General features: G+C 44.2%; 14 protein-coding genes and 1 tRNA gene. 1 reads left to right on the forward strand and 14 read right to left on the reverse strand.

Annotated elements, in window-relative coordinates; translation table 11 throughout:
- Positions 1-6: 6 nt before the first annotated feature.
- The 11 genes from flgN to B3L97_RS05935 form a co-directional block, all read right to left on the reverse strand.
- Entirely contained in the window at positions 7-471 is a 465-nt protein-coding gene (gene flgN, locus B3L97_RS05885; protein ID WP_084043916.1) for a flagellar export chaperone FlgN, read from the reverse strand.
- Positions 458-925: a flagellar export chaperone FliS gene (fliS, locus tag B3L97_RS05890; RefSeq protein WP_286934554.1), complete on the reverse strand. Its 468-nt coding sequence runs from the start codon at positions 923-925 to the stop codon at positions 458-460. The genes flgN and fliS overlap by 14 nt, the downstream gene beginning before the upstream one ends.
- 71 nt (positions 926-996) lie before the next feature.
- The gene (locus B3L97_RS05895) at positions 997-1449 is read right to left on the reverse strand and encodes an HPP family protein (RefSeq protein WP_286846314.1); all 453 of its coding nucleotides are present in this window, start codon (positions 1447-1449) and stop codon (positions 997-999) included.
- Positions 1450-1462: 13 nt separating this feature from the next.
- Positions 1463-2395 carry a 1-phosphofructokinase family hexose kinase gene (locus B3L97_RS05900; RefSeq protein ID WP_286934556.1) on the reverse strand — a complete coding sequence of 311 codons (933 nt, stop codon included), beginning with the start codon at positions 2393-2395 and terminating at the stop codon, positions 1463-1465.
- A gap of 69 nt (positions 2396-2464) precedes the next feature.
- Positions 2465-3652 (reverse strand): thioredoxin-disulfide reductase, encoded by a 1188-nt coding sequence (gene trxB, locus B3L97_RS05905; RefSeq protein ID WP_286846315.1) that lies wholly within the window; start codon positions 3650-3652, stop codon positions 2465-2467.
- Between the two features lie 73 nt (positions 3653-3725).
- A complete protein-coding gene (gene prmC / locus B3L97_RS05910) occupies positions 3726-4592 on the reverse strand; it encodes a peptide chain release factor N(5)-glutamine methyltransferase (protein ID WP_286934618.1) in 867 nt (288 codons plus the stop codon).
- The gene (gene prfA / locus B3L97_RS05915) at positions 4585-5661 is read right to left on the reverse strand and encodes a peptide chain release factor 1 (protein WP_024822458.1); all 1077 of its coding nucleotides are present in this window, start codon (positions 5659-5661) and stop codon (positions 4585-4587) included. Before prfA ends, prmC begins: the two co-directional genes overlap by 8 nt.
- Positions 5645-6586: a DUF1385 domain-containing protein gene (locus tag B3L97_RS05920; RefSeq protein ID WP_024822459.1), complete on the reverse strand. Its 942-nt coding sequence runs from the start codon at positions 6584-6586 to the stop codon at positions 5645-5647. The genes prfA and B3L97_RS05920 overlap by 17 nt, the downstream gene beginning before the upstream one ends.
- A 4-nt stretch (positions 6587-6590) precedes the next feature.
- The gene (gene thyX / locus B3L97_RS05925; RefSeq protein ID WP_024822460.1) at positions 6591-7286 is read right to left on the reverse strand and encodes an FAD-dependent thymidylate synthase; all 696 of its coding nucleotides are present in this window, start codon (positions 7284-7286) and stop codon (positions 6591-6593) included.
- Positions 7287-7336: 50 nt separating this feature from the next.
- Complete coding sequence (gene rpmE / locus B3L97_RS05930; protein ID WP_024822461.1) at positions 7337-7576, reverse strand: 50S ribosomal protein L31; 240 nt, start codon at positions 7574-7576, stop codon at positions 7337-7339.
- Between the two features lie 82 nt (positions 7577-7658).
- Positions 7659-8225: a HutP family protein gene (locus B3L97_RS05935; protein WP_024822462.1), complete on the reverse strand. Its 567-nt coding sequence runs from the start codon at positions 8223-8225 to the stop codon at positions 7659-7661.
- A 259-nt stretch (positions 8226-8484) separates the two neighbouring features.
- Here B3L97_RS05935 and B3L97_RS05940 point away from each other — a divergent pair, with 259 nt between their 5' ends.
- On the forward strand, positions 8485-9450 hold the full coding sequence (locus B3L97_RS05940; protein ID WP_286934558.1) for a TAXI family TRAP transporter solute-binding subunit: 966 nt from the start codon (positions 8485-8487) through the stop codon (positions 9448-9450).
- Positions 9451-9530: 80 nt separating this feature from the next.
- Here the strand turns inward: B3L97_RS05940 and B3L97_RS05945 are convergent, their stop codons facing one another.
- From B3L97_RS05945 to B3L97_RS05955, 3 genes are all read right to left on the reverse strand, one after another.
- Positions 9531-10715: an alanyl-tRNA editing protein gene (locus B3L97_RS05945; protein ID WP_024822464.1), complete on the reverse strand. Its 1185-nt coding sequence runs from the start codon at positions 10713-10715 to the stop codon at positions 9531-9533.
- Positions 10716-10720: 5 nt separating this feature from the next.
- Positions 10721-12088: a sodium:solute symporter family protein gene (locus B3L97_RS05950; RefSeq protein ID WP_286934559.1), complete on the reverse strand. Its 1368-nt coding sequence runs from the start codon at positions 12086-12088 to the stop codon at positions 10721-10723.
- Positions 12089-12164: 76 nt separating this feature from the next.
- A tRNA-Arg gene (locus B3L97_RS05955) sits at positions 12165-12240 on the reverse strand.
- Positions 12241-12289 lie beyond the last annotated feature (49 nt).

Here is a 12289-nt window from a genome sequence, read left to right on the forward strand (position 1 = left end):
CTTTCCTCACAAAGCTCCGCCAGATTTCATGTAGCCATGAAAAGCTGCTTTCCCCTTGTTCAGGCGCCCCATTTCCTTTCGCAATTCTGAAATGTGTTCCTCCAATAGCGCTTGCACATGCTCTTCTTTTGCTAAGACAGAAGTTACTAGCTCTCGAATTTGAACGATGAGATGTGAAAGAGAAAGGAAGCCTTGCGACTCCATATGGTGCTCTACAGCAGACCAAAAAACAGGCCCTTCACGCCCTTCCGTCACGCCTAACCCTAACGCAACCTGCTCCCATTGTTCCTGAAGAAGTTGTTGCTTAGAAATCACACCTTGTTTCTGCTGAAGAATCTCCAGAAGCTTCGCCATATCTCCTTTTTGAACACAATCCAACTCTTCATCAACATATTCTTCTAGTTGACGATAAAGGGAGATTTCTGACGACAGCAACTCGACAAGTCTGGATTCGAGATTATCCGGCAACATTAAACCCCCCAGCTGTAAGCCCTGAACTGGGCTTGTTTTCAACAGAAGCTGCTTCACTGCGTTCAGTCACTATCTTCTCAATCGCCTGCTCCCATGTATCTCGCAGCTCTTCTAACATTCCCCGAACGAGGGAGATAATATCGGGGGCTTTTTTCATATTACCCTCTATTAATTGACGATACATAAAGTCATATAAAGACAGCAAATTCTCCGCTATTTCTCCGCCTTTATCTACATCTAACGTTATAGTAAGCTCCCTCACAACCTCTTGAGCCCTGAGAACACAAGAATTTGCTTCCTCTAGTTCCCCTTTGCTCAACGCTAACTCTGCCGCTCTACAGTTTTTGATCCCAATATCATATGTAATAAGGAGAAGCTGCTCTTTAGAGGCAGTTTGAATTTGCGTTACTAGATATTGATTAATCTGAGCATTTCGGCTGTTATTCATGACCATTATAAACTCCTCCCCTCATTTTATATTTGTCGGCTGTTTGGAGGAAAGGGTTTATCCTTTTTACTCTTGATTTATTCTTGAGGTTCTTCTCTCATGATGTATTCTATGAGATGAGCCCTACTTACAAAACCTAAGAGAGACCCATCCTTCCTCACTACTGGAGCCATTTTAAGTCCTTTTTGTATAAGAGAAAGGGCGACATGAAGATCTGAATCATCTTCAGAAAAAGCGATGACCTTTCGAGTCATATATTTCCCTACAAATTCGTTCCCTTTTTGACGGAGTTTTTCGCTCAATTGGTTAAAATCCGGAATAAAAGCTGCTCCTGACAAATAATCACAATACCCTGGCAAAGAAGCTTTAATAATATCTTTCTCACTAATAAATCCAACCAGAATTCCTGTCTCGTCAACAACTGGCAAACCTGTGAGATTGTGTTGAGACAGAATTTCAATGGCCTCTCGCAATGTAGTATTTTCAGTTACAGAGGTAAGATCTCTATCCATAAGTTCCCCGATTCGCATAGCATTTGCCTCCCTATTCAAGACGCTCTAGTTGAACGCGTGGCATCAATGCCTCAATAGCCTCTCGACTTGTAAAACCTTTTTCTACATGCATAGCATCTTCCCATGCACATGCCATGGCGAATCGAATGCGATCCTCTACAGCCATCCTTTCTTCCCCTCCAACTATAAGACCTGTTATAAGAGCATCAGCTGTCGCAAAGAGAGAGAGAATAGAACGACGATCGGACACTGCTAAATATATACCCTGAGGTGTAAAAAACACGTCTCCATAGACATGATACGATGTAACTGCCCATTCCACCCCTTGGTCATGAAGTTTCGAAACAACCTCTATTATATTGTCTAGAGAGGTAAGGGATATTCCCGACATTCTTGACATAAAACGATGATCAATTTTTGCTATTGTAGGTCCAGCCTCAAGAGCTGACTGTAGGGAAGGACCAGCGGCATCTACTATGGTTGGGATATTAAACTCTTTCGCCATGCGGATGAGAACCCCATAAACGTCTTGAGGAATACCATGAGGTAAGGATCCCCCTAAAACGAGGAGTCGAGTCCGTTGAAGCATCCTCTCGAAATTTCGAAGGAAACGATCATAAGCTTCTTCAGGAATATAAGGACCGGGTTCGGATAAGCCTGTTTCTACATGTCCCGTTTCATCAATAATATAAACATTTGTACGAGTCTCACCCTTGACGTGCACAAAATTCGTAGTGAGCCTCTCTCGTCGCAATGCATCTCGTATATAAGCACCATTAAAACCAGCAAGGAATCCCATAGCGGCTGACTCGTATCCAAGTTGTCCCAACATCATGGAAACGTTAATCCCCTTGCCGCCGGGGGTTCTAATAGCATTTCGGGAACGGAACCATCCGCCAGGTCGAAACTCCGAAACGACAAACTCCTCATCTACAGCGGGATTCAGCGTAACCGTAACTATCATTCTTTTCTCCCCCCATGAGATAAAAGGGAAGGCAGATAGACCCACCTTCCCTTTACTAAGGACAAGAGGCTATTTCAGGAGTTCAGAGATTTCAGAAACGGAAGAAACAACCTTCTTAGAAGCAACGACTCCTTTTTTCAGTTCTACGACTACGGGCATCTTCTCCAATGCTAGTTTCCCTACCATTCTGGCATTGCGGTATCCGTCTATCAGGGCAACCTTTTTCCCTGTCTTTTTACTCATTTCTTCCACTTCATTGGAGAGCCGGACCTGTGCTTCATCAATGCTCGAATAGAAGAAAGCCACCACTCTTTCAGGGTCCAAAAGAGTAGATCGAAGGTGAACCTGCTCATTAATATATGCAGATGCAGTCATGGCCGCAACAGCACCATCAGCAGCAGCAGTAACTACCTGTCGGAGCCCCTTATCTCGAACGTCTCCGGCAGCAAAGATACCCTCTACAGAAGTCTCCATGTTGTCGTTGGTTACAATCCAACCGCCTTTTTTGGCCTCTACGAGTCCACGAATACACTCATCGTGAGGAGCCTGGCCTACAAAAACGAAAACCCCTGCTACGGGAAGATCAGAAATTTTACCTGTCTTCACGTTCTTCAGCACTAGATTTTCAACCATGCCATCGCCTTCGATTTTTTCAACAACGCTGTTCCAAATAGGCTCTATTTTAGGATTAGCCAAGGTTCTGGCAATAGCAGCTCTATCCGCTCTGAACTCGTCACGGCGATGGATAATGTAAACCTTAGACGCAAAAGTGGTAAGATAATTTGCTTCCTCTACCGCCGTATTTCCACCACCTACAACAGCTATAACCTGATCTTCAAAGAAGGCTCCGTCGCAAACGGCACAATAACTGACACCAGCCCCAATGCGCTCTGCCTCCCCCTCACAGCCCAGCCGACGGAAATAAGCACCTGTAGCAAAAATAACCGCCTCGGCTTCTATTTCTCCTTTATCTGTTACTACCACTTTAGCTCCATCGCGAACCTCGATCTTCTGAACTTCGGCATCTCGGAACTCTGTGTTAAATTTCTCAGCATGTTCACGGAACATATTTCCAAGCTCCTGCCCGGAAGCATGAACAACTCCTGGCCAGTTCTCAATTTCCGCTGTGATATTAATCTGACCACCGGCAACTCCTTTTTCGATAAGAAGCACATCGAGCCCAGCCCTACGACCATAAATAGCGGAAGTCAAACCAGCAGGGCCAGCTCCGATGATCACGAGCTCTCTTTTTTCCATACCAACATCTCCTCCTCAGCTCTATCCTGAAATGGAATAAATAATATATGATCCCCATAGATCACCTGGGTCATTATACACGACACCAAACAGCGATGCGATAGAGACCATTATGGTCCTTCTTTAAGTGAGAAAAACGGAGATGATCTACCGACAAAGAGGCCAAATGTTCTGCTTGTTGGTCATCCCCTACCTCTACAATTACAAATCCTCCACGTTTAAGCCATTGAGGCGCTATGGCTAACAACATATAATAGAAAGAAAGTCCGTCAATACCGCCATCCAGAGCATTTCTCGGCTCATATCGGGACACTTCTTCCATAAGATTACCTATTATGGCAGTTGGGATATAAGGTGGATTACTAATAACTATATCCAAACTCCCTTCAGAGATAGGAATATCTTCTGGTATTTGAGTATGCCATAAAAGACATCGATGAAGGACGTGATAATTACGTAAATTTCTCCAAGCCCAAAAGAGGGCTTGCGGGCTTACATCTGCAGCTATCCCCCGAGAATCGGGGCGTTCCAGAAGGATAGTAGCGGCAATACAGCCACTCCCTGTCCCCCAATCTAAAAAGCAACCTCCAGAAAAAAGACTCAAAGCTTCTTCCACAAGAAGCTCTGTTTCTGGCCGTGGAATAAGACATCCCGCACCTACTAAAAAATCCCGCCCCCAAAACCCCTCATATCCCATTATATACTGCAATGGCTCATGTTGGAGTCTCCTATCCACCATAGATTCTAATAGGAACCCCTCTTCTTCTGAAATAAATATCTCCCGTTCACAGGCAAGGAGCTCTCCTCTGGTTATTTTTTTCAAAGAACAAAGAATCCATTCTGTCTCGTTAAGCGGATTGGGGAAGCCTGCTTCTTGTAAAATCGCAACAATACTCTCTTTTGTTTGTTCAAGAGAGCAACCTATGAAAGATTTATGCACTTTCAAGTCTTTTCAGCTTCTCCGTTTGATCCGCCATTGTTAGGGCATCAATCATTTCGTATATATCCCCATCAAGATACTGATCCAGCTTGTATAAAGTTAAACCAATTCTATGATCTGTAATACGGTTTTGCGGAAAGTTATATGTTCTAATCCGTTCTGATCGATCTCCCGATCCAATCTGGTCGCGACGCTCTTCCGCAAGCTCTTCCGACTGTTTCTCTTCTTCCATATCATACAATTTGGCTCGCAGATATGCCATGGCTTTAGCTCTGTTTTTAATTTGAGAGCGCTCATCCTGGCATGTCACAACAATTCCCGTAGGCAGGTGAGTGATACGAACAGCTGAATCTGTCATATTAACATGCTGACCACCCGCTCCACTTGAACGATATGTATCTATCTTCAAATCTTCTGTGCGAATCTCTACATCTACAGCCTCAACTTCCGGCAACACGGCTACGGTAGCTGTTGAAGTATGAATGCGCCCCCCAGCCTCTGTAACCGGCACTCTCTGTACTCGATGAACGCCTCTATCAAATTTCAATTTACTATAAGCGCCATGTCCATCTATTCTAAATATAATTTCTTTAAGGCCACCAATACCCGTTTCATTCGATTGGATAACCTCTATTTTCCATCCCTCTCGCTCACAGAAACGGCTGTACATTCGGAAAAGATCTGCCGCAAAAAGGGCTGCTTCTTCTCCCCCTGCTCCTCCCCGTATTTCCATAATAACGCTCTTCTCATCGTTAGGATCCACAGGCAATAACAACACATGAAGCTCTTTCTGTATTTCTTCAAGAAGAGCTTCTTTCTCTTTTATTTCTTCTTTAGCCAAGTCCTCCATCTCCGCATCACCTGAATGAAGCAGTGACTTAGCCCCTTCTATATCCTCTTGAACCTTCTTATACTCTCGATACTTCAAAACAGATGGCTCCAAATGAGCATGTTTTCGGGCTAACTGCTGTATCTCTTTAAGATTAGCGGCTATCGCCGGAATTGCCATCTGGCGTTCTAGTTCTACATATGCTTGCTCTAACTCTTCAAGTTTATTCTCCAAATTCATTATTTCTTTCACCTCCGGAATAATCATCAAACACCCTGCCAAGAGCCTCTTCAAGCGCTGCTATCGCTACTTCTACCTGTTCGCGAGACGGCTCCCGTGTCGTGAGATACTGAAAAGACAAAGCAGGCCACAAGATGATCTTCCCAAACGTTTTTACAGAAGAAGCTGCCCGAATGATCTCATAAGAAAGCCCCACAACTACTGGTAACAACAAAATTCTCATGAAAATCTTCCAGAAAAGACTTCCATGCCCTGCTATTGAAAAAACTATAATACTCACTATCACTACAATCAAGAGAAAAGATGTGCCACACCGAGGGTGAATTCTGGAACAGGACATAACATTATCCGGCGTCATGGGAAACCCAGATTCGAAAGCATTAATAGTTTTATGTTCAGCCCCATGATAACGAAAAACTTGCCGGATGTCCTCCCACATCCCAATCGCCGCTACATAGGCTACAAAAAATCCCCCCCGAACAAACCCCTCAATAATATTGCGCACGACTGAAGATAAATTCCACGCCTCGCTCGTCCAATGAGCAAACCACACAGGAAGGGCAACGAAAAAAACAATCACTGCAGCCAGGGCTACTAAAATCGACCCAGCAAATTCCAACGGGGTAATAGTATCATCTTCGCCTAACGCTATTTGAGCTGATCGATTTAAAGCTCGTATCCCTATCTTCAACATCTCAAACATAACAACGAGCCCTCGAAGAATAGGCAATTTCCAAGGGAAGAGTGCTGATCGCGCCACAGCGTCCCAATGCTCTCTCGCAATAGAGCCATCATGCTGACGAACAGCAAGCCCCCACATTTTGGGGCCACGCATGAGGACTCCCTCTATAACCGCCTGTCCCCCTACTGGCATTCGAGAATCTTTCCCGGAAAGAGACGGGCGGGAATCCTTTTCAGAATGCAACTGTTTATTCCTCCTCGAGAAGTTCCTCCACGGAACGGAAAGGTTTTCCACATGGGCGTGCTTCTCCGCACACCCCATTGACAACACAGGAAGGTCCAGCAAGAGCAAAAATAACGGGAGATACTTGACGAACCTCTATAAGCATTTTCCTTGCCAGCTCTTGGATTTCCCACTGGGCACGACGGCAAAGCCGCAGAGAGAAGAAATGTAAAAGCTCTCTGGCATTCATAGTCATTACCAAACTGGTAGTCCACCCATGGGGTAAAATATATCGCGCATCTTCTTTCGGCACACCCCGCTTTAGAAGTGCCAAATAGGTATTATGCGCACTTTCTACCTGATGGACAAACAGATCGGTCGCTTCTTTATCTGCTGCTACAGTTGGTGGAAGGACCACATCAGGTTCAACCATAGAGACATAACGCTGACTTCTTTGGCTGTAACTAGCAATGCGATGGCGAACCAGCTGATGGCTCGTCACTCGACTTATTCCGTCTAAAGAGAATGTAAAAGAAGCATGCTCCAAGGGCGAGAGATGTCCGCTTTTTCGAAGATGTGTAATAAGAGATACTACAGAATCTGAATTTTGCTCCTCCATTATGGAAGAGGCTGGGACAGCGCTATAACAGAGACGGGCCGCTGCTGCCACAATACGATCAGGATCAGGAGTGTGCCCGAGCAAAATTACCTGACACGCCATACATTCATCAACTCCTGTCATGTAAAAAAGGGGAGCAGTGCTCCCCCTTACTACTCCTCGTTTCCTTCTTCTCGCTGACCGTAATTAATTCCTTCGTACTTCCTGCGGAACCTCTCAAGACGACCAGCTTCGGAAGCAACACGGCTTCCTCTTTTACCTGTGTAAAAAGGATGACACTCAGAACATACCCCAACTCTGATTTCAGAAGCTGTAGATCTAGTTTCAAAGGTATTTCCACAAGCGCAGGTAACCTTACATTCCTTATATTCAGGGTGAATATCTTTTTTCATCTATGTTGCACCTCCAAAAACATTTCTCTACATGAACAAATACGAACTTTACCATAGGAAATAAAGACATGCAAGCAGAGATTTAAATATGCATCACTCCAAGCCCACATCGTTCATGATGAGCCACTGCATGATAAGCAGTATCTCCCATAACTGCAACAGCAATCCATCGATCGTTACGAACTATCGCGATCTTCGCTCCCACACTGGCTTCAAGCATCCCTACAGTAATAAAGCCCTCCAGAGCTTCCACTGCTGCGTGCATAAGAGCATGCATTTCGTTTCTGGATTTTTCAACCACCCCTGCATTTAATGACGCTCCGACTAAAGCCCTTGTAACTTTTTGTGGCAAATCCCCTGCCAATCCCCCCACTTCTGTAGCAACAGATCGCCAACCATATTGTGCCAGCTCTTTCTTGAGACTGTTTTCTGATTCCGGAGTAGTAGTAGAAGCTAGTAATAAAGCCGCACGGCCAACCTGATTCTCATCGTTCAGATGTACGTGAATATTCAATTCCAAATCGATATTCTCAACAGGAGTACAAATATCCATTTCCGTAACATCCCCCCCTACCATATTTCCCCCCGCAACCCCTCCCTCTCCTGTCATTAATTCTTCCTGATTATTAAATATCTTTTTCCACAACATCCCCAACATCTCCCCTCTCAGGTACTTTTATTACTATAGCATATTTGGTACGCTCTTCGTCTAAATCTATGTTTGGCAAGAATTAATTCAGTTTTAGATATAAAAAGCAGTCAATTCTTGATACTCTTTCAGAAGAGCCGTATACTTGTAAGGAAAAATGTAAAAGGAGGTGTTATTCAAAACTTTCTTTAAAGCGTTTATCCTTATCAGATTCAAAGCGGAAGGAGCCGAAAAAACTCTTTGAGGGGGAATGTGTAAAATGACAAGAAGAACACTAATATTGGTAATTGTATTTTGTCTTTTGTTGACAGCCTTCGCTGGCGCCGCTTCAGCGAAGACCTTTGTTTCCATCGCTACTGGTGGAACAGGCGGTACTTATTATCCTTTAGGCGGTGGTATAGCGGATATTCTCACTCGGCATCTTGGTGATGTTCAGGTAACATCCGAAACAGGAAACGCATCTGTGGCTAATATTAACCTTCTTGGCACTCATCAAATTGAGATGGTCTTCGCTCAAAACGATATCGCTTATTGGGCTGCAAAGGGAATGGGCCCTTTCAAAAAAGGTGCATATGACAATATTCGAGTCGTGGCCTCTCTCTATCCCGAACATGTACACTGCATTACCCTGAAAGGCAGCGGAGTAAAAGATATTATGGACCTGAAAGGGAAAAGAGTTTCTGTTGGCGCCCCTGGCTCTGGTGTACAGGGCGACGTTTCTGCTATCCTGAATGTAGCTGATATAAAATATAGCGACATGCAAACTGATTTTCTAGATTTCAACATTACAACTCAACGATTTAAAGATGGACAGCTTGACGTAGGTTTTGTCGTTGCCGGTTATCCCACAACCTCAATAATGGATTTGGCTACCACACATGATGTAGACCTTGTAGAATTCAATGATAATTTTACAGATAAACTCGTTAATGAATTCCCGTACTTTGTGAAAAGTGTTATTCCAGCTGGTACCTACCAGGGAATAGACAGAGATATTAAAACTCCAGCTGTTATGGCCCTTTTAGTCTGTGATGCAGACCTTCCTGAGGAATTAATCTACCGCGTTACTAAAGCTCTCTGGGATAATATTGACGAGTTACGTCCCGTACACGCAAAAGCTCAGTTGATCACCCTGGACACTGCTCTTGATGGCGTTTCTGTCCCTCTACATCCTGGCGCAGCAAAGTATTACAAAGAAGTAGGGATGAAACTGCCCACCTTTTAACTAAAAATAGCTCCAATATAAAAGAAATGGAGACTGTCTCGTTGAAGGACAGTCTCCATTTCTTCTCTTTTTATATGTATTTAAAGTGACATCATATAATCAATAATTTTACCTACCCAGACAGATGGATCTTCGCAAAGAGTGTAGCCACGGACCCAACTCTTCTGGCCTCCACCCCGTACCTTTAATTCAGAGGTATCCCGCAGGAAAAGGCGGAAATCTACCTCTACTTTTTCACCTGCCCCTAAGAAAAACTGGCTGCCCCCTTTCCCGTGGTCATAAAGGAGAAATAAACACGTGATATCGGGCCGTTCTTTTAACAGGCGACTTACTGCTGAAGAAGCAACCTCTTCTGGAATTCCAGATACGTCATACCAAAAAAGTGACACTCCTCCTACCCTCTCTTCCTTCCATGGGAAAGCCACAAAATCTCTTAGTCTGTCCATCTTCTTAACAAAGGCTTTATTCTCCTCTTGCAGATGTCTATATACGTCCTGTAATTTATCTAAAGGACAGCCAATTTCTCGTAACAACATTCTCGCAGCTCGGCTTTCTCTTTTTAAAACATCCTCTACATGAACAGAAAATCGAAATTCCCATTCAGGAGAGTGACCTCTGAACCCCTCTATCACAACTCCCCCTATTTCAGATGTTTTTGTAACGTGAGTGCCAGAACATGCAATCGTGTCAAAATCTGGAATTGTCACAATTCTGATAGTTTCCTCATCTGAGATTCTTTCCCAATTTGCCTTTAATTCTTTCATATTCATGGCCTCTTGAGGGGATAGGAAAGAAATATTTACAGGGAGATTCTGTTTGATGACAAGGTTTGCCTCGTCCTCCGCTCGGAAAAGCATCTCCCAAGAAAGTTCACCGGGGTAGCGAAGATACACTGTTGAGAACTCCGCCCCAATAGCCACTTTGTAAATATGCAAATCAGGCCATGCCCGTTCCAAAGCCCGGGAAAGCACGTGCTCCCCAGAGTGCATGCGAGAAAAAAGCCACTGACGCTCCATATCTACCTCCACGTCTACAGGGACACCCTCTTTCAGCTCGCCATGCCGGACTTTAATAAGCAGTATCATTTCTTTCCCATCTTTTACACAATCAAGGACAGTGGCTTCAAAATTATTTTCGCCATAAAGATGTCCAGTATCTCCAGGCTGTCCCCCACCCGCTATATGAAAAGGATTTGGCTCTATTACAACTTTTGCTTCCTTTTTAGCATAGCTTACAATTTTCTTTAAGAAAACGTGCTGTTTCAAAAAGTTCACCTCCCGACAAATAGCCCTACAAATGTCAGTATTCCTGAAAGTAAAAGTCCTACAAAAAGCGGCTCTACTGAATGGGAAAAAAGAGGGGTCATAAGAGCAGCACCTAACCCAGCAATGGCAGACAGAAAAGCCCAGAAAGGAGACAACGCTCCAGGGTAAAGGAGAGCCACAATGAGAGGCAAAAAAGTACCTACTCCCCGTAAACTCATGCTCAAATAGCTCCAATTTAAAATGAGGTCGCCTCTAAAAACAATTCCCAGACAGGCTGCACTAACGACAATAACAGCAACTGTTGCACGACTTAAAAGGAGTCCCTTCGCTCCCTTCATCCTTTGTGAAATATACGATATATTGTTAAGGAAATCTTGTACTAAATTAGTGGCGACGCCAAAAGAGAGACCTGCTGCAGCTCCGACAACTGTAATAAAAATCCCAGCTAAAAAAACGCCTCCAACAACAGGTGGGAAATGAAGACGAATAAAGATGGGCAACGCGTGAGCTGGGTCTATACTACCTCCAATACTTCGCATATAGAGGCCAATGTAAACCCCCATCAAACCTAAAGGTGGAATTAATACGCCGGCAAGCAATGCCCCTCTACGAGCTACTTGAGGATCAGATGCAGCAAAAATTCCCTGGAGATAAATTTGCGTGCAAAAAACACCGACAATCATGGAAAAAAAGGCACCAATCCCCTTCGAAATCCCTGCGCCGAAAAAATTGAAAAAGGGAGACGAAGGCATGCTCTTTATCAGGCAAAGAGGCGTAGCACCTTGAATAAAAATCAAAGCTGCTGACGATCCCAAAGTAAGAAAAAGCATTATGATCTTCACCTTGCCAATAAGGCTATAGCTCTTTAATCCCCCGAGATAGAGAAAGCCTAAAACAAAAAATACCACTATCATCGATGAAACAAATGGAGATAAAGGGAGGATACTCTGCAGCAAGGCGACTCCAGAAAGAAACTGGGCAACAATAGCAATATAAGTGCCTAAGGAAGATGCAATCATGGAAACAATGCTTACAGACATTCCGTAGTTTTTCTTCAAAAAACCTGGGATTGTCGTTACATTTGCCTCACGCAGGCGGGAAGCGAAGCCTAGACCAAGGATAATACATCCTACACCGCCTCCAAGTGTAAACCACCAAGCAGAAAGACCATATTTGTAGGCCATTTGAACTGTACCTACAGTAGAAGCTCCTCCCATTAAGGCCCCCATAATCACCCCTACAACTCCTGAAACACCCGCTTTTTTCCCAGCCACTGTATAATCTGAAACATTCCCTACTTTTTTAGAAACTGCAATCCCAAGACCTAAAACAGAAAAGACCAGCAATGCAGCAGAAAAAGTTAAGACGTTCAAATCATCAGATCCTTTCAATAACATACAATAAAAAGAGCCGAGTTGCCTTCTCGACAACCCGGCTCTATATTTACAATGGCGTGCCTGTGGGGATTCGAACCCCAGACCCTTGGCTCCGGAGGCCAATACTCTATCCGCTGAGCTACAGGCACATAATGAACGCCGAGAATATTACCACGTACCAGGTAATCGCGCAACTTC

Origin of the sequence: Aminobacterium sp. UBA4834, assembly GCF_002400205.1 — a bacterium.
In the GTDB taxonomy this organism is placed as follows: domain Bacteria; phylum Synergistota; class Synergistia; order Synergistales; family Aminobacteriaceae; genus Aminobacterium; species Aminobacterium mobile.